The sequence below is a fragment of the Amycolatopsis sp. NPDC088138 genome, from assembly GCF_044741685.1.
GTDB lineage: Bacteria > Actinomycetota > Actinomycetes > Mycobacteriales > Pseudonocardiaceae > Amycolatopsis.
The window spans coordinates 431795-449556 of sequence record NZ_JBIUTB010000006.1; the positions used below are offsets into that span (position 1 = coordinate 431795).

Annotated in this window: 15 protein-coding genes, 1 tRNA gene and 1 pseudogene; 12 read left to right on the top strand and 5 right to left on the bottom strand. The window is 66.9% G+C overall.

Annotation, left to right across the window (positions count from 1 at the left end; genetic code table 11):
* Positions 1–528 (top strand): hypothetical protein, encoded by a 528-nt coding sequence (locus tag ACIOD2_RS33820; protein ID WP_400547402.1) that lies wholly within the window; start codon positions 1–3, stop codon positions 526–528.
* A gap of 50 nt (positions 529–578) precedes the next feature.
* On the top strand, positions 579–1340 hold the full coding sequence (locus ACIOD2_RS33825; RefSeq protein WP_400547405.1) for a trans-aconitate 2-methyltransferase: 762 nt from the start codon (positions 579–581) through the stop codon (positions 1338–1340).
* Here ACIOD2_RS33825 and ACIOD2_RS33830 read toward each other — a convergent pair.
* Positions 1337–1513 carry a hypothetical protein gene (locus ACIOD2_RS33830; RefSeq protein WP_400547408.1) on the bottom strand — a complete coding sequence of 59 codons (177 nt, stop codon included), beginning with the start codon at positions 1511–1513 and terminating at the stop codon, positions 1337–1339. The genes ACIOD2_RS33825 and ACIOD2_RS33830 overlap by 4 nt on opposite strands.
* Before the next feature lie 166 nt (positions 1514–1679).
* Between ACIOD2_RS33830 and ACIOD2_RS33835 the strand changes: the two genes are divergently transcribed.
* The 3 genes from ACIOD2_RS33835 (at position 1680) to ACIOD2_RS33845 (ending at position 4385) form a co-directional block, all read left to right on the top strand.
* Positions 1680–1752, top strand: a tRNA-Asn gene (locus ACIOD2_RS33835).
* 583 nt (positions 1753–2335) lie between these two features.
* Positions 2336–3127: a hypothetical protein gene (locus ACIOD2_RS33840; protein ID WP_400547411.1), complete on the top strand. Its 792-nt coding sequence runs from the start codon at positions 2336–2338 to the stop codon at positions 3125–3127.
* Positions 3120–4385 (top strand): helix-turn-helix domain-containing protein, encoded by a 1266-nt coding sequence (locus tag ACIOD2_RS33845; protein WP_400547414.1) that lies wholly within the window; start codon positions 3120–3122, stop codon positions 4383–4385. The genes ACIOD2_RS33840 and ACIOD2_RS33845 overlap by 8 nt, the downstream gene beginning before the upstream one ends.
* Before the next feature lie 838 nt (positions 4386–5223).
* On the opposite strand, the gene ACIOD2_RS33850 is transcribed toward ACIOD2_RS33845, so the two are convergent.
* Positions 5224–8463, bottom strand: a complete 3240-nt coding sequence (locus ACIOD2_RS33850) for an RHS repeat-associated core domain-containing protein (protein ID WP_400547417.1) — start codon at positions 8461–8463, stop codon at positions 5224–5226.
* A gap of 350 nt (positions 8464–8813) precedes the next feature.
* Here ACIOD2_RS33850 and ACIOD2_RS33855 point away from each other — a divergent pair, with 350 nt between their 5' ends.
* From ACIOD2_RS33855 to ACIOD2_RS33865, 3 genes are all read left to right on the top strand, one after another.
* Entirely contained in the window at positions 8814–9563 is a 750-nt protein-coding gene (locus tag ACIOD2_RS33855; protein WP_400547420.1) for an SDR family NAD(P)-dependent oxidoreductase, read from the top strand.
* Positions 9564–9661: 98 nt separating this feature from the next.
* Positions 9662–10855: a hypothetical protein gene (locus tag ACIOD2_RS33860; protein ID WP_400547423.1), complete on the top strand. Its 1194-nt coding sequence runs from the start codon at positions 9662–9664 to the stop codon at positions 10853–10855.
* Between the two features lie 72 nt (positions 10856–10927).
* Positions 10928–11563, top strand: coding sequence for a hypothetical protein (locus ACIOD2_RS33865; protein WP_400547426.1), 636 nt, complete (start codon positions 10928–10930; stop codon positions 11561–11563).
* A gap of 164 nt (positions 11564–11727) precedes the next feature.
* Here ACIOD2_RS33865 and ACIOD2_RS33870 read toward each other — a convergent pair whose 3' ends face one another.
* Positions 11728–12156, bottom strand: coding sequence for an STAS domain-containing protein (locus ACIOD2_RS33870; protein ID WP_400547429.1), 429 nt, complete (start codon positions 12154–12156; stop codon positions 11728–11730).
* Between the two features lie 296 nt (positions 12157–12452).
* Positions 12453–12863 carry an Lsr2 family protein gene (locus tag ACIOD2_RS33875; RefSeq protein ID WP_400547432.1) on the bottom strand — a complete coding sequence of 137 codons (411 nt, stop codon included), beginning with the start codon at positions 12861–12863 and terminating at the stop codon, positions 12453–12455.
* A 261-nt stretch (positions 12864–13124) separates the two neighbouring features.
* On the opposite strand from ACIOD2_RS33875, the pseudogene ACIOD2_RS33880 reads away from it, so the two are divergent.
* The 3 genes and pseudogenes from ACIOD2_RS33880 to ACIOD2_RS33890 all read left to right on the top strand — a co-directional run.
* Positions 13125–13364, top strand: a pseudogene (locus tag ACIOD2_RS33880) (hypothetical protein); the annotation flags it as partial.
* A gap of 322 nt (positions 13365–13686) precedes the next feature.
* Positions 13687–14565: a DUF3592 domain-containing protein gene (locus tag ACIOD2_RS33885; RefSeq protein WP_400547435.1), complete on the top strand. Its 879-nt coding sequence runs from the start codon at positions 13687–13689 to the stop codon at positions 14563–14565.
* Positions 14566–14650: 85 nt separating this feature from the next.
* Entirely contained in the window at positions 14651–15055 is a 405-nt protein-coding gene (locus tag ACIOD2_RS33890) for a hypothetical protein (RefSeq protein ID WP_400547438.1), read from the top strand.
* Between the two features lie 53 nt (positions 15056–15108).
* Here the strand turns inward: ACIOD2_RS33890 and ACIOD2_RS33895 are convergent, their stop codons facing one another.
* Positions 15109–16251 (bottom strand): M48 family metalloprotease, encoded by a 1143-nt coding sequence (locus ACIOD2_RS33895; RefSeq protein ID WP_400547441.1) that lies wholly within the window; start codon positions 16249–16251, stop codon positions 15109–15111.
* 238 nt (positions 16252–16489) lie between these two features.
* On the opposite strand from ACIOD2_RS33895, the gene ACIOD2_RS33900 reads away from it, so the two are divergent.
* The gene (locus ACIOD2_RS33900) at positions 16490–17698 is read left to right on the top strand and encodes an Ig-like domain-containing protein (RefSeq protein ID WP_400548876.1); all 1209 of its coding nucleotides are present in this window, start codon (positions 16490–16492) and stop codon (positions 17696–17698) included.
* Positions 17699–17762: the final 64 nt, after the last annotated feature.

A 17762-nucleotide genomic window follows, 5' to 3' on the forward strand; every position in this document is an offset into this window, starting at 1 on the left:
ATGAGTTTTCTGCGCCGGTTGCTCGGCGACCACACCCCTGACGGCTTCGCCGGTTCGCTGGACGCGGGCGAGGACGTCGTCGACAGCGCCCAGGTCGAGGGCGGCGGCCACCTGGTCGTCACGCCGCTCGGGTTGTGGATCCCGGACGGTTCCGGCGGCGCGCGGCGCGTCGGCTGGCACCTGATCGGCAAGGCGGCCTGGAAGGACGGCGTCTTCACGCTGACCGAGTCGGCGGAGTCCGGCACCGCCGGGTCGGCCGTCGTGCTGACCGACCTGACGCCGGTGCGGTTCACCCTGCCGGAGCCCGCCAGGGTGCCGCACCACGTGCGGCTGCGCGTCGACGGTTCGGTGCGTTCGCGCCACCGTCAGGAGATCGGCCCCGGTGGCGGCGCGTGGTTCGTCCAACGCAAGGTCCCCGGCCGCGACGGCACCGTCCTGCAGGTCCGCCCGGACCCGGGCACCGACGTCACGCTGGTGGCGGCCATCGCCGAGCAGGTCGCCGCGAAGCTGGCCCACGCCGCCGAATAGCAGTACGCTCGTACTCAGTACAGGCGTACTGTTTGGTTCGGGAGGCGACCGTGTGGGATCCGGAGAAGTACCTCGACTACGCCGACCTGCGGGCCCGGCCGTTCTACGACCTGACGTCCCGGATCGGCGCGGTATCACCCCGGCGGGTGGTCGACCTCGGCTGCGGACCCGGGAATCTCACGGTCGACCTGGGCAAACGCTGGCCCGGTGCCGCGTTGGAGTGCAGTGACAGTTCACCCGAAATGGTGGCGGCCGCGCGTAGCCGCGGCCTGGACGCCGCGGTGCTCGACGTCAACGACTGGACACCGGCGCCGGACACGGACGTCGTCGTGTCGAACGCGGTCCTGCAGTGGGTGCCGGAGCACCGCGACCTGCTGCGGCGCTGGGCCGGTCAGCTGCCGTCGGGCGCGTGGCTCGCGGTGCAGGTCCCGGGCAACTTCGACGCGCCGTCACACGCGCTGACCCGCGAGCTGGCGGCGTCGCCGGCCTGGTCGTCCCGGCTGGCCGACGTCGTCCTGCGGGAGGACGACGCGGTGTCGAGCCCGCTGGAGTACGCGAACCTCCTGGCCGACGCCGGCTGCGGCGTCGACGCCTGGGAAACGACGTACGTCCAGCCCCTGCGCGGGTCGCGCGCGGTGCTGGAGTGGATCACCGGAACGGCGTTGCGCCCGGTCCGCGCGGCGCTGGAAGACGAGGCGTGGAACCAGTTCCGCGAAGAACTGGCCCCCCGGCTCGACCAGGCGTACCCGACGCGCCCCGACGGCACGACGTGGTTCGAGTTCCGCCGCGTGTTCGTCGTCGCGCAGGTCTAACGCCGGCGCCCCACCTTTTCGCTGATCTTGGCCCGCGCCACCCCGGCGGCGCCCTGGACCATCGGATGGTCGACGACCCGGCGGTAGGTGCGCACGAGCTGCTCGTACCGCCCCCGGCCTGCCTTGGCGCCCAGCACGTACCCCAGGCCCGCTCCCAGCAGGAACTTCTTCATCCGTGTCCACGCCTCTCGTCGGTAGGTCGTCCGAGGTGTCCATTGTCCAGGAAAACCGCCCGTAGGGGGCGGTTGCGCTAAGTGGGGGGTGGTGCGAACCCGGTTGCGGGGATGGTCTAAAGTTCTTCTTGTCGGGCGAGAGCGCGGCACCGGAAAAGAGCGACATTCCCCTGTAGCTCAACTGGCAGAGCATTCGGCTGTTAACCGGAGGGTTCTTGGTTCGAGTCCAAGCGGGGGAGCAAAGCCCAGGTCAACGACCTGGGCTTTTTTGCTACCCCTGGTTAGGGGCGATTGGTGTCTATCTTGACGATCGTCCAATGATCCGTCATGGCATCCGGCTGCCCCAGGTCGACGCCGTCCTCGGCGTGATCGATGTCGCGTGTTCTGAGTTGTGTCGACGACACGAGCTGCCTGAAGCTGACGTCTGATCGTCAGGCGTGCCGGTCGAATCGGCGTAGGTGACCCCCTTGTGCCGGTGCGCCTGTGTTGCTCTGCGGGTGTCAAGGTCCTGCTGTTCCCGCTTTCGGCCATGGGCCTTGATGCCGACGTTGTCGCCGCCTCCACGTACTCCGCACGGCTGACATCTGAGTTGCTATGTCATGGTCTTGCGCTGCGTCGTCGGGCCAGGATGTTCGCAAGCGCGGCACCCGCAAGGTCGCGGGGCAACAACCTCCGGGCTGGCGACGTGGAGGTGTCCGGGTTTCAGAGGCGGGCAATACTTGCGTAAAAATCAAGCACGGTAGACACTCTGATCAGGCAAACGTAAGTTCCGGGGTGACTGGAGGAGTCATGGTCGGTACTGGTGAGCCGTCCAGGTGGGCGGTGGAACAGTTCGGTGATGCCGCGCTCGATGTCACCACCTGCGTCGTCAGAGGTCTGGTTCGTGGTCAGCGGAGCGCTCGGGCGGTGCAGCTCGCTGCCCGTGCCGAAGGAGCAGGTGACAACTACGCGTATGGCAGCATGTGGAACGCCCGATACAAGAAGGTCGTCGACCTGTTCCAGCTGGCCGATTTGCCCGGGTTCGAGATCATCAAGCCCAAGGGTGCCTCGTATCGGTTGGCGGTGGTCAACGGTCGCGTCCTGATCCCGTTCCGGCACTCCGACTCCCTGGGGAAGCCTATAAGGCAAGCTAAGCTCGGCAGCTTGATTCCGCGGCGTCTCTCGCGCGAGAGTGGCGTGCTGCCTGAGAACACACTGTTTGATGAACTCGGCGGTCCCCCGGCTGACGCCGAGAGTGTGGACGAATCTCCCAGCGTGGGAGAGGCCGCTGCTGAGGCTCGCTCCTTGGGGCTGACCGTCGTCTACATCGGCTATGTCGCCAATTCGGACAGTGACGAGGTTCTGGCCGCGTGGTGGGGAACGCCGGTGTCCTTGGAAGACGATGGCAGCATGACGTGGTTCCCGGAACAGCTGGACCTGAGCGTGGCTGTGGAGGATTCTGCTGGGGCTGTCGGTACCGGTCTCCATGTCGCGGGAGTCTCCGCGAGCACGCCCGGTTTCGCTCAAGGCGAGGAGCCCCGCCTCGCCATGGACACGAGACTGCGGAAGGATGAGAGTCCCACCTCCGAGGTGGAGACCGACATCCCGGATCCAGCTGCCGAAGACGATGAGTGACGACGACACACGCCAGCAACACCTGTTTCCCGCTTCGAGCCGCATCACGCGCGGTGGCCGAGTATCCAGTGATGCGGCATTGACCCTGTCCGAGGTGCACAAACTGTTCGATGCGACCCGCCTGACCCAGGCCCGCAGCCTCGCTGGCCGTACCAAGAAGTGGTTGGCGGAGGAACTGGGTGTGACTCCTGCCGCGGTCAGTCAGTACGAGATGGGCACCAACCGTCCGCGCCCGGATATCCTTCCGCGGTTGGCGCAGGTGCTCGACGTACCGCTGGAATTCTTCCTCGTCGGCCGGCCGCACGGCCGCTTGGATGCTTCGGCGGCGCACTTCCGTAGCCTGCGAAACACGCGCGCATACCAGCGTGCCAAGGCGGTCTCGTTCACAGAGCAGGTCTGGGAGTTGGTCTACGCACTGGAGAAACGGGTCCAGTTGCCGCCGGTGGACTTGCCGGGCTTCGCGGGGGGCGAAGTGGAGCCCGGCACGGCCCTGCCTCGGGATCCGGCGACGGCTGCCCGTGCCCTTCGCGCGGCATGGGGATTGGGAACCGGACCGATAACGCATTTGATTCGACGGCTGGAGGCCCACGGTATCGTGGTCGTCACCCCTCCTCGCGACGAAGACCTCAGTACCGTGGATGCGTTCTCCACCTCGCGGCTCCCTCGTCCGGTGATCGTCTTGACCCCCAACCGGACGGACGACGTCTACCGGCATCGGTTTACGGCCGCTCACGAGTTGGCCCACCTGGTTTTGCACGGTGACACCGCGCCCGGGGATATCGCACAGGAGCGGGAAGCAGACGCGTTCGCCGCGGAGTTCCTGACACCCAAACACTCGATTGCGTCTCAGCTTCCCGGTCGCGCTGATCTGAACAAGCTGTCTGCGCTACGCGAGGTGTGGGGAGTGTCGGTGCACTCGCTGCTCTACCGCTGCCGGGAATTGGGGCTGCTATCGGACTCGTCGGCCAGTCGCGCGTACATCCGTCTGCGCAAACTCGACAGCACGCCAGGTTTTGGTATGCCAGAGTCGCTCGCCAACTTCCCTGGTGAACAGCCGGCATTGCTTTCCCAAGGCTTTTCCTTGGCAAGTGATCACGGCTTGACCATCAACGAGTTGGCCCGGGAACTCGCGTGGACCAACGCGGCGGTACGGCGGACCATCGGTGAATCCGGGCAACGCCCGGTTTTGCGGTTGGTGACCGATGAGGAATGGAAGAACAAGGACTCGGAACGCGAACGAGTGCAAGCGGCGCGTTAGCTAGTGACCTTATGTAAGTCGCAGCGGGAGAAGCGAGGCGCGAGACCATTTCGCGGCGAAAGTGCCTGACCATCGTGGCGCCGAGCCCCGGGCTCAGCGCCACTTTCGGGATCACCGTCGACGTCCTGGGCCCCGCGTTCGGCGCCGAGGTGCTGATGACTGAGATCGCCGGGTCGGCGCGCTCGCGAACCTCGTCGACGAAGGCTCCCGCTAGCTCTGGCCCGCGCACAACGACCTTCGACGCATCCCGCTCGTCGACCCCACACCGGTCTTCCCGCTTGGTGTCATCTGGCTTACCGGCAACCGGCTGCTTAAGCTGGCCGAGCTCGAAGCCGACTTCGCCGGCCGACAGGGCTGGCGCCCGTCCTGGGCCCGCCGCGGTACTAGTTAGAGCTGCTGCAATTTTGGTGAGCAGCTGCGACGCCGTCGCCGTGTCGACGTTCCCAGTCCACCTCGTCTGTGATGAGCCGGTTTCCCTGGGCTGGTCGTCACAATCGAGGGCCGGGAGCGCCGGAACGCGGACGTCGGGTACCTCTGGACCGGACGGGCCGATCAGGACGGAAATGTGGCCCGGAAGCCTGTACTTCCGGGCCACATCCGGGTTGCCCGGTGGTGACGGCCTACTCACGTTGCTTTCGCAGGTAATACACGGTTCCTGCTGCCGCTATCATGATACCGAGAACAATGAGAATTATTCCAATCAGACTCAGTGGGCCGCTGAAATTCGGATCGTACTGCAGATAAATGAAGGCAAAGGCAAAAATCACCAGAATTGCAGCAATGGTCGCAAATATTACTATGCGGTGATTTCTAGCCATATCTCTCCTTGTTGACCCTGCTAGTCTTTCGTCTTGAACTCTTTGTTCGCCTCGTTGATCGCTACGACGCCAGCGCCGATTGAGGCGACTCCGACTCCGATCGCGGCAGGGCAGGCTGCCACGGCGGTCGCGGGGATGAAACATCCGACGGCCACGGCGGTGCCACCGACGATGGCGGCACCGGTTGCGACAAGCAGCTTACCGATTCCGCCGAGTACCGAATCGCCATTGGGGTCGCTGTTGTTGACCGGATCGCCGGCCCCGTAGGCGTAGGTGTTGGCCTCCTGGCCTGTCGGGTCGGGCTGGGTGAAGCGAGCATAGGCGGGGTTGTAGTGGCGGTATCCCGTGAGGTACTCGCTGCTGGAGAGTTGGTAGCTGCCGATCCAGCGGAGCCGGTTGGCGTCTGCCGCTGGGCCGGTGACGCCGGTGTTGAACCCGTAAGCCGTGTAGGTGTAGCTCGCGGTGACGGCGCCGGCGTCGTCAACCAGGGCGACGACGCTGCCCTGGTAGTCGGTGACGGCGTTGTGGTGCTTGCCCGCGGCATCGACCAGGCCCGTCAGGGCGCCGTCGACATCGTGGGTGTAGGTCGTGCCGGCGCCGTTGTCCACGGTGCGTGAAATGCCCAGCGCGGTGCGGTTGAAAACATGCGTGACGTTGCTCGAACCGCCCTGCTCGGTGATCGAGGCAGGCTGGGTCTGGTCGAGAGTGTCATACGAGGCGGTGAGCAGCGTGCTGGTCCCGGAGGTGACCGAGGTCAGCTGATTGGTGTCGCTGTAGTGGGCTGTACCGCCGGGGTTGGTGGTGGTGAGATTGCCGGCGCCGTCGTAGCCGACCGTGGTGCTGTTGATCTTGGTCATCTGGTTGGCGTCATTGACGGTGTAGGTGCGTCCGTCACCGGCGGTGATGTTGCCGGCGTTGTCGTAGCTGTAGGTGCGGGTCCCGGCCTTGGTGAGACGTCCGAAACCGTCGTAGGTGTTTTCGGCGGTGCCGGTGGCGTCGGTGCGGGATTGCACCTGCCCGGTGTCGGTGCCGTCGGCCCGGGTGAAGCGGTAGGTGGTCGAGAAGACCGATGCTCCGGCCGGGTTCTTGACCGTGATGGCGGTTTGCCTTCCGGACTTGTCGAGCGTGATCGTCTGAGTGCTGCCGCCCGGCAGGGTGGCGGAGGTGCGGTGGTCGGCGTTGTCGAACCCGTAGGTGGTGGACTTGCTCGCCTGGTCCTTCACCGACGTCAGCCGGTCGGCGGCGTCGTAGCCGTAGTAGACCCAGCCGGTCGAGTCGTCGACGGCGGTGATGTTGCCGCCCCGGTCGTAGTGGTAGGTCGCGGTGTCAGTGGCCGTGCCCGCGGTGCGGGCAACCCGGGTGAGCAGGCGCCGCTCGTAGCTATTGGTGAGGGTGGCGCCGGCGGTGCGGGCGATGGTGCGGTTGCCGGTCTGGTCGTAGGTGTAGGCGGCGAGCCCGGTGCCGTCGGCCTTGGCGACCGAGACGACGTGGTCGAGCCTGTCGTAACCGTAGACCAGCTTGACGCTGTTGCCGTCGGTCACACTCGTCACCCGTGACAGGGAGTCGTAGGTGTAGGTGGTCGGTTTCAGGGGCAGCGGCGGGGTGACCTTGGTGAGGTTCCCTGCGGCGTCGTAGCCGTAGGTGGTGGCGTGTCCGTTGCCGTCGGTCGCTTTGGTGACCAGGCCGGTGCTGTAGTCGTACTTCGCGACGTCGGTGTTGAGTGCGTCAGAGTGCACATTGGTGACGTTGCCCGCGTTGTCGTAGGTGTTGCTGACCTTGTTGCCGGAGTAGTCCGCTACCTGGGTCGGCAGGTGCGGGTGTCCGGTGTCGGTATAGCCGACCGTCATGGCCGCGCCGGTCGGGAGCTTGCCGCCCTTGAGGTTGTTGAGCGGGTCGTAGTCGTAGGTCACCGAGTTCTGCAGCCCGTCGGTCAGCGAGTTGACGTCACCGTGGGCCGACCAGGCCTGCGCCCGCTCGTGTCCCAGAGCGTCCTTGGTCTTGGTCTGCCGGCCACCGCTGTCGAAGGTGTAGAAGCTCTTGTGCCCGTTGGGGTCGGTGACCGTCGTGGCTCCGGTCGCGGAGTCGTAGCCGTAGGTGGTAACGCTGGCGACTCCGTCGTAGTTCGGCTCGGCGACCTGAGTGATGTCGCCGTCCGTGTCGTAGGTCAGCGTGTAGACCCGCCCCAGCGCGGTGGTCAGCGTCGTCACGCGGCCGTCGGCGTCCAGCCCGAACGTCGTGCCGTCACCGTTGCGGTTGGTGATTTTCGTGAGCCGGCCGTTCGAGTCGTAGCTGTAGCCGCCGGCGACCTGGCCGGCCGGGTCGGTCACGGTGCTGATGTCGCCGTTCCCGCCGTGGGCGACGGTCGTGACACGGCCCTGGGTGTCGGTGATCGACGCCAGGGTCCCGTCAGCCGGGTTGTAGCGGTAGGTGATGGTGTGACCGTTACGGTCGGCCTGCGAGAACAGACGCCCGTCCCCGGTGAACGACCACGCCTCGCCCGACGAGTCCTGGGTCAGGGAGAAGGTGCCGTTGGGGAGTTTCGTCAGGGTGGCGTGCATGCCCGACGGCGTGGTGTAGCTGCCGTCGTCGTTTCTCGTGAACTCCGCGCAGTAGCCGGTCGGGTCGTACAGCACCAGCCGCCGGTCGGGAGCCGGGTAAATCAGGAGCTTGACGTCGGGGCCGCCGGAGATGGTCCAGTGGCTCCCGAACTCCCCGCCGCGGCCGGTCGTGCTGTTGTAGACGGCGCTCACCGACATGTCCAGCCCGGTGCCCTTGACCGTCAACGCCCGGTCGGTGATGACCGCGTTGTGGTTGAAGCGGTTGACCAGCAGTTCCGTGCGGTCGGAGATCGCGTAACGGTCCATCGCGAACCACGATTGGGTTCCCGTTTGCGTGCTCTCGCAGACCACCGACTGGACCGAGGTCCCCGACCTCGGTGCGGCGGCTGTCGGCGGCACTCTGACCTGGTCGGCGGTGACGCCGGTCGGCGTGCGGTTGACCTGTGCGGGTGGTGTCCACGATGTCGGCAATGGCACGCCACTCTGAGCCACCTCAGAAGCTGCGGTCGCCATCCCCGGCACGGCCGCCATCAGGACAACGGCCGACGTGAAGGCCACCGTCCGGATCGCAAAAGATCTCAATGATTTTTGTTGCATCAGAACGTGAATCTCCCCTCGAAGCCCTTCAGGCTTCACCCGATATTTCTTGGACGAGGGCGACAGGACAAGCCGCGCCTCGGCGGTTCGTGCTGCGCCGGCCATCGGCAGACGTGTAGTCGGCATCACGCTCCTCGTGCGAGCAGAGTGGTAGCTGGGCATGCGGACGGGGCGAACAGGTCTTGTCCTGTGCCGCGGTCCGGCCAGCCACGCCTCGAGGACACGAGAGCGGGCCGAGGGCGGGCCGTCGCCGGCGCGCCGCGGCCGACAGTACTCGTCGCCGGGGTTGCGGTGACAGGGTCCGTTCGGCGGAGCCGCCGACCGAATGGGGTACCTGCGGAGGCTCAGGTGTTCGATCCGTACCCGTTCGGACTATTTCGGTCCGGGCATGATCGCCTAAGCTGCCTTGGCTCGGCTTCCGGCGTTCGCGTCGGAAGACACCAGGGGAGGGTGAAATGAGCACGCTTGGCGGTCGCGTGGCCGTGGTGACCGGTGGGGGCACTGGCCTCGGCCGGGAGATCGTGGAAGCCTTTGCCGCAGCCGGTGCTGCAGTGGTCATCGTGAGTCGCAAGCTCGAAGCGTGCGAACGCGCTGCCGAGCAAGTCCGCGAGCGCCACGGTGTCGACGCGCTCGGCGTTTCGTGCGACATCGGCATCTGGGGCGAATGCGAGGCACTTGTCGAGACGGTCCACGGTGAATTCGGCGGTGCCGACATCCTGGTCAACAACGCCGGTGCGGCGCCGGTGTACCGCGACCTGACCGAGTTGACCGAGCGCATGTGGCGCAAGGTTCTGGGGATCAACCTGCTCGGTGCGGTCGCACTGTCTCAGGGCTTCGGTTTCCGGATGGCCGAAGCCGGTCGCGGATCGATCATCAACGTCACGTCCACGGGCGCGGTCCGTCCGAAGGACCCGTTCGTGCCCTACGCCGTCGCCAAGGCCAGCCTCAACACCTACACCAAGGCACTCGCCCAGTCCCTCGGTCCTCGAGGCGTCCGGGTGAACGCGATCCAATGTGGACCTTTTCGCACCGGCATGTCGACCGCATGGGACGAGCGAGTCGTCGCGACGCTGGAGAAGACCTCGGCGCTGCGCCGGATCGGTGACCCACACGAGATCCAGGCTGCGGCACTGTACCTGGCGAGCGACGATTCGGCCTTCATGACCGGAGCGGTACTCGAGCTCGACGGCGGCGCCACGTTCTGAAAATTCGAAACCGGGCCGGCCACGAACGTCCTGTTGAGCACGCAGCTGGACGTGGAGCGCAGGCCGTGCGACAACCTTCGTGAAGTCCAGGAGTGGTTGTGACCACGAATCGGCCGAAGAACCAACGAGACGCGGGCCAATGGCTGGCCCTCGACGAAGACGGCCTGCTCTACGCAATCGGGGACGCGCTGTACACCGGCGTCTCGATCAACAACGCCGACCTCGTCGTCAAGAAAGTCGTCGGGCCGTCGGTGGCGACGGCACGGACGACCTGTACCGAACTGCGGACGACGATCCGCTACAACCACGATTCGTTCGACGTGTGGGTCAAACCGGCCCTGGGTGGACGGGACGGAGCCCTGATCGCCTTGCAGGCGTGCTACGTCCCGGCCGGGCACCCGTTCCCGGCGAGGCCGGCGATCGCGGTCTGGGAATGGGAGGAGCCGCCGCCCGGCAACGGCGAGTCGCTGCTGCACTGGTGGGGCGAGGACGCACCTCGATTCTACGGCGTCGAACCGCCGACCGCCCACTGGCACGGCGGGGCGACCGGCCGTGACCCCTACCGGTTCATGGACAGCGTCCTGACCGAGGACTTCCGAGTGGCGACCACGGCCGTCATGCAGGACTTCCGCGACGCCGAGATCGATCTGCCTCTGATCAAGTTCATGGAGCAACGCCACGCCGCCACGAAGGTCGCCCGCGGAGTTCGTGCTGTCGGACGGAAGAAGTCGGCGAGCTACTACGTCGGCTTCTCTATGGAAGTCCAGCTGGGGCTGGTACAGAGGACTGTGGCCGGCCCACTGCTGCGCCAACTCGGCGCGTATGCGGCCATCACGACCGATCCGCTCATCATGGTCGACGCGGCTCATGACTCGGTGGCCCTCACCAGTAACGACTTCGCCCTGATCGACGTGGGAGTTCCCGCGGACAGCAGTCTGCGTTCCATGGTCCACCCGGACGACATCGAGCGGGTGCTGTCCCTCGTCCACTTCGCCGCGAACAACCCCGGCAAGCGGAGCCGGCCGGTGCGGGTCGCATTGAAGACCCGCCGGGAGCTCTGGCTGACGGTCCGCATGCACGCGGTGGGGACCAATGACAGCGCGACCCGCGGCAGACAGTTCGTGATGTGTCGTCTCGAGGTGCTCGAACGGGCATCGCCGCCGCCCGGCCCTGACGTGTGCTCACCCGCCCGTTCGTTGCTGTCGACGCCTGGCAGGAGAACGGTTGCCGTTGAACTTCGGGCTGTGTCGGGCAGTGGTGAGTGTGCTGCCGGTGAGAGCGCCGAGCGTTAGGCTCGGGTTCCGACGGACAGACCTCGAGATCGACGTATGGGAATGTCTGGCATGCACCCCTTAGAAGAGGAAGTGGTCGAAGCGATCGCGCGTCGGCTGCAGGCGGATGGGTGGAAGCAGGTCGACTTCGAGGAGCCTGCTTTCTCGCTGGCGGAAAACGATGAGGTTCATTTTAGTGTCGGTCTTAACTACATGTTCCGGATTTATGGGATCGCTCTCCTTCCGGCAATCGGTGTGCAATGCCTGGAAACAAGCAGACTGGTTTCCCGGTTCATGGGGCGCACGCCGGTGGATCGGCTGGGTTCCTCATTCGGTCGTGGTCTGATGGATGTGCTCAACGAAAACGGGATACCTCGTGCACCGTTGGAGCGTTGGCTGGTTCGCGAACCTTCGGAGGTGGCTGCGGTCGTCGGAGTGTTTCTCGACGACTTCGCGACGTACGCGATGCCGTTCTTCCGCTCCTTGGCGACACGCGAGGACATCATCCAACGTCTCGAGCGGGTTCCGAACAGGTACCAGGCGCAAAGCGGGCACCTGGCGGTCGCGTTGGCGTTAGCCGGCCGGGAAAGGGATGCGATCGACGCGCTGGCGGAGTTCGCAGGCTTCGATCGCAGCCAGGGCCCGCAGATGGCCGCTCAGTCGCGGACGTTTGTTCAGGCATTCCTGCGCCATTTCGGCATTGACGAGTCGCGCCTCCCGCTTGGCTAGCCCGCCAGTGGCAAGATTCGCTGCTCGTCGACGCCGTACGCGCCCACCTTCGGCTGCCCTGATCCGGCCGTTGAACGTCCAGAGCCGGCTCTCGGCAAAGTTGGTTTTGGTAACGCTGCAATGCATTGGTCCGGGTAGCGACGTCATCCAGGAATACTGGCGCACTACTTCGAGGGTTGCGTGACGCCGAGCGCGTCCGACAGCTGCGCGTGGACCGGGATCCGCGCGTCGAGGGCGAACAGGTGCAACATCCGGATGACGGAGGACGAGCGCGCCACGAGGGCGATCCGGCGTTGGTCGGCCCGGGCGCGGGCTGCGGCGCCTTCCAGGACGCGTACGCCGGCGATGCCCAGGGCCGGCACGTCCGACAGGTCGACCACCGTCGTTGCGGGCAGGTCTTGCCAGAGGGCCCGCTGGAGCAGCCACGCCGTGCTGTCGTCGACGATCCCGGCTGCGGTGACCACCAGTACCCCGGCTCGGGCCTCGCTCTGGCGCACCAGCAGCCGCGGCTCGGCGGGCCGGCGTGATTCCTGATCGGAAGGTGTTCCACGGAAAGGCTGTGCAGGAATCATGGCGCGGTCTCCCGGAGGCATGGACAGTACCGTCCGCGCGGGGCCTGGGCGCCGACCTTTCACTCACCCGCCACCGTAATGCCCATGCAGGCGGGTAGCGAGCAGGTCAACCCGTGCGGCCGACACGGTTCGCCCGGTCGGATGACGCCCGTGACCGCACGGTGATTTCCGGTTACGGACGGGTCCCGCTGGAGGCTCGCTGCCGTGAAGCGGGCAGGTCGGCGTCAGGCACTGTCCGATGTGGACCAGTGTGGCGCCTGGAGCGGTGTGCGTCCACTCATTCCGGGAGGCCGCGACTACGCGAGTTGACGTCGTCGTTACTTCCGGGCGGCGGCGACCTTTTTGCGCGGAGTGCGTTTGCGCGGAGTCTGCGCAGGCTTTTCCGCCTCGGTGACCTGTGCCTGGTCGAATGCGGTGATCACCTCGGAGGACAGGCGTCCTCGTTCGGAAACCTCGTAGCCGTGGGCGTTGGCCCACGCCCGGATCTGCTGGTTGCGCTCGCGATCGGATGCCGTGGTGGTCGGCTGGCCGGTGGCGACGCGCACCTTCCGGCCGCCGGTACGTCGTCCCGCGTTGATGTAGCGGGCGAGATCCTCGCGCAGCGTGGCGGCGTTGTCGTCGGAGAGGTCGATCTCGTACGTGACACCGTCGAGGGCGAAAGGGACGGTGTGGGCTGCGGGGGTTCCGTCGATGTCGTCGAGCATCTCGACGAGGACCTTCTGGGCCATTCCTGCTCCTCAAACCGGTATATACCAGTTTCGTGATGAGATGAATGCTGCGCTCCTCCTCGGAGTCTATCCGCACGGGCTCGGGTTGGGGATATTCTCCCGGCTGTCAGCTGGTATCAATAGGTGTGCGGTGTGCCTCGCTGAGATGAATCGTGGATGCGTGTGTGCGGCGCGACCAGCGGACGTTGAGAACCATGACGGCAATTGGCCGTCGGCAAGCGAAGAATTGAGATATCCCCGCCGTCGGTGCTGTGACCTGCGATGGGCGGCCTTCGGTGGTGGAACAAATGTGCTGAAGAGGGCCGCTTTCAGCCGGCCGAAGAACTCGTTGTCGCGTTGCGTGCCGGTGCGGTGACATCGGTGGAACTGACCGACGAGGGGATCGCCCGTATCGAGGACATCCAGAGCTTCAAGGAGATCTACGGCACCACCGTCAACCCGTGGGAGCACGCTCGGACGCCGGGCGGGTCCTCCGGCCGCCCTGGTGCACCGGTTGGGACTGCCGCCTGCCCGCCCCGAGCGGCTCTTCGATTTCCGGGTCCTGGTCCTCGACGAGTTGCTGACCCGCGTCGCCGGTTCGAGTGCGGAGATGGCGTCGAATACCCGTACCTGGACCAGTTCGTCTGGGTCGGCTTGCCCGCCGCCGCCGTAGCCGCGGGTCGGTCGCCCGAGTAAGAAATCTGCGGCTTCCAGGCACCGAAGCAGGGGCCGCCACCCGATGGGCACGGCCCGCTTGCACGCTTGACGAGCCCCGTTGGTTGCCCTCTTCCGGTGTCTGATTGATCGCAGGTCGCGGTCTGTTTCCCGGGTTTACGCTGACGCGATGACGCTGGGGATGGACCGGGATGCGACGACGCATCGCCGGTGGCAGAACACCTTTCTGGCCGGGGCGATCGTCTTCGGCTTGGCCGCGGTCGGTGACGCGGCGGGGACGGGCTACGCGCTGACCGCGCCCGGATACCTCTTCGAGGACGGCGAGTTCGCGGGCGAGGTCACGGTCTTCGTCGTGGCCGCGGCGCTGATGCTCGGCTGCGTGGCCCTCGCGGGTTTCGCCGCGATGAGCGCCTCGGCCGACCACCTGCTGAAGACCGGGGTGCGCGTGACCGGGAAGGTGCTGGGCGTCTACCGGCACAGCCGGGGCGAGGACACGATCCACGTGGCGTATCCGGTGGGCTACGGGCACTTCCGGTACGCCGACATCGTCTGGGACTCCGGCCGGCAGTACACCGAGGGGCAGCCGATCACGGTCGTCTACGACAAGGCCGACCCCGACCGGGTGCGCACGCCGGACGAGACCAACGGCGACCAGACCTGGACGTGGGTGCTGGTGCTCGGGACGATCGCCGCGGGGAGCGGGCTCGTGCTTTCGGTCATCGCCGCGGTGAACTGGCGGCGCCGCTACCGCGCGGTTTCCGCCACTGGCTGGCGGATCGCGTCGGTGACCGTGGTCCCGGACTACCCGGTCCGCAAGGGCCGGCACATGCCGGACATCACCGTCGCCTACCGCGACGGCACCCGGATCACGTTGCGCGCGGCCACGTCGTCGCACGGCTCGGTGCCGCTGAAGCAGGAGCCGAACCGGCGGGCCTGGATCGGCGGCACCGACCGCGACATGGTGGTCCTCTTCCCGCACGGACGGTGGCGTGAGGCGCCGTTCGCGGTCCCGGCCTACGCGCTGAACACGCGGACGGGCCCGCGGTGATCGCGATGTCGGTTCGGCACGCGGTGCTCACCGGTGAAGGAAAGTCCGTTGCCCGAGGTACCCGCCGCTGGCACGATCACCGGCCATGACAACGGATCCGGCCGCCGGCTTGCGCGACGTCGCGACGGAGTGCGCCGGGCTGGTGGCGTCCCGGTTCGGCCGCGAGCTGGACTGGAGCCTGGACAGCCTCGGCGTGCTCGACGACGTGTGCGCCGAACTGCTGTCCGAGGGGCCGCTGGAAGGGCCGCGCTTCGATCTGTGGTGGAAGCTGATCGGGGCCTACACCGGCGAGGTGCTCGTCCGGGCGTACGGGGGCGAGTGGACCACCCACGAGGAGACGCCCGGCGCCTATGTCGTGGTGGTGAGCGGCGCCACCGCGTTTCCGTTCGGCATCGCCGAGCGGGTTCTGTCGGGGGAGCCGTTCAAGAGCCTGGCTTCGTTCGGCCGGGTGCTGCCCGCGATCATCGAGCGCACCGGACCCCGTGACTGACGGCGGGCCGTCTCCCTCGAACAGGGGGAGACGGCCCGCCGGTGGAACGGAACTCAGCCGCGGGCCGCGGCCACCGTGGCCGGCTGGTCGGCGGCAGGCGGCATCAGCTTCGGGTACTCCTTCTGGAACTTCTCGATCATCGTGGCGGACGGGACGATCCGGTTCGGGTTGGCCTGGCTCGTCGCCTGCTTCTCGCCCCAGGCACCGGCGGCCTTGCGCTGGTCGGGGGTGCCGTGGCTGTGGAAGCAGTCGCCGATGGAGGCGTCCAGGTATGTGACCTCCTGCTGGGTGCGGGCGTCCCACCCGAAACCCTTGGCGTGCGCGACGAAATAGCCGCCGTAGGCGTCGGGGCCCATCTCGGAGGACTCGTTGCGCGGGTGGTTGTCGTGCGCGAAGTCGACCTGGTGGCCGTACTCGTGGCCGACCACGGACTCCACCGAGACGTCGTCGAACCCGAGGAGGTTGACGGTGTCCAGCAGGCCGTCACCGAGCGCCACGCGCTTGCCGCCGAGGCTGCCGGCCGGGGCGGAGAACGCGTTCAGGGTGATCAGCGGGTTGCGGCCGCCCTGCAGCACCGGCACCTCGTAGAGCACCTTGGTGGCGAGCGCGGCCGCGTCCTTCACCTTCGCCGGTGCGAGGCCCAGGCCGAAGGTCTGCGCCATCTTCGCCTGGCTGCCGAGATCGGTGCCCTTCCAGGCGACGAGCTGGACGTTCCAGCTCTCGATGTCCCAGAAGGCCCGCAGCTTGTCGATCGTGGCGGTGGCGCGCGGGGTGTACTGGCCGTCGGTGCCGAAGACCTGCGGGGTCTTGTCGGTCGCGACGCCCTGGACGTAGAGCTGGCTGAGCCCCGAGAGCGCGTCGAGCGCCTGGCCCTCGAGCGGGGTGAGCTGGGACGCGAGGTTGTTCGCGTAGGTCAGCAGCGAACCCTCGGTGCAGCCCGGGATCGGGCCCGCCGCGGCCTGGGCCCGGGGGCCGATCTTCGGGATGGGCGACTCGATGAGCCGGTCGACGTCGCGCAGCGCGCTCGCGGGCAGGCCGTTGTAGAGGTCGATGACGTCCTGGTAGAGCTGCGCGACGTCCTGCTCGACGGTGGACGGCGCGGCCGCTGCCGCGGGAACGGCCGTGGCGAGCGCGAGCGCCGCCACGGTGCCCGCTGCCATGAGCGTTCTGCCGAGGAATCCGGTCCGGTTGGGCAAGGTGGTCCCCTCTTCTGTTCCGGTTCAAGATCACGAAGCACCGCCACAGTAGGGCGGCCGCTGACGGCGAAACCGGAGCCGGGACAATAACCCCGGAATGGTCCACGTCTTTCGGAGGTTTTTCGCGGTGCCGGCATCGGCCGAAAGTACTAGGAGCCGCCGGTGCGGTGACCTCTTCGCAAGAGATCGGATCGTGACTCAACTTGGGGCAGGTGTGGAACGTCTGATGGACGTGAGAGTGATCCGTATCGCCGGGCTCGGCCTGGCGGCCCTGCTGCTGGCCGCCTGTAGTGGACAGACCGAGACCGGGGGGACCGCGCAGGCGGTCGGCGCCGCCGGGGCGACCGGGACGGCGACCGCGCCCGGGGTGCCGGCCGCGACGGTGGCGTTCGAGGGCGGGGACAAGCTGAGCCCGAAGGACCCGATCGTCGTCCGGGCCTCGGGTGGCACGTTGCAGGCGGTCACGGTCACGAACCCGCAGACCGGCAACGCCGTCAAGGGCGACCTGTCGCCGGACAAGACGACCTGGACCAGCAACGATCGCCTCCGGTACGGGGCCACCTACCAAGCGGTCGCCACCGCGGTGAACCCGGCGGGTGCGGCGAGCGAGCAGCGCGGGGAAGTGCACACGCTCAAGCCGTCCGGGGTCGCCACCGCGTCGCTGTTCCAGCCGTCGTCGGGCGATTTCGGCGTCGGCCTGGTCCTCGGCCTGAAGTTCGACCACGACATCACCGACAAGGCCACGGCGGAGAAGTCCTTCAAGGTGACGTCCTCGCCCGCCCAGGACGGCGGCTGGTACTGGGTGAGCAAGCGCGAGGTCCACTTCCGGCCCAAGGACTACTGGAAGGCCGGCTCGACGGTGAAGCTCGAGACCACGACCTTCGGCATGCCGATCGGGGGCGGGGTGTACGGCGGCCAGGACGTCTCGGCCACCTACAAGGTGCACGACTCCTGGATCGCCAAGGCGGACGGCAAGACGCACCAGATGAAGGCGTTCCACAACGGGCAGCTGGTGAAGACCGCGCCGATCAGCATGGGCAAGACCGTCGACACCCCGCCGCGGGGCCCGACGCCGACCTTCAACGGCACGCACACCGTGCTGTCGAAGGTGGACCACACGATCATGGACTCCTGCAGCTACGGCGTGTGCGAGGGCGACCCCGGTTACTACAAGGCGCCGGAGAACTGGGACGTCCGGATCTCCAACGACGGTGAGTACCTGCACGAGAACCTGAAGACGGTCGGCGTGCAGGGCAGTGACAACGTCTCCAACGGCTGCCTCAACATGAACACCGAGAACGCCAAGTGGTTCTTCGACAACTTCAACGCCGGCGACGTCGTCGAGGTCACCAACTCGGGCGGCCCGCAGCTGTCCATCAACAACGGCCACGGCGACTGGGCGATCAGCTGGAGCGCCTGGCAGGCCGGCAGCGCCCTGCGCGGCTGAGTTCCGCGACCGCGACCACCGCCGTGGCGGTGGTCGCGGTCACTTTCGTTGCACCCGCAGGTGA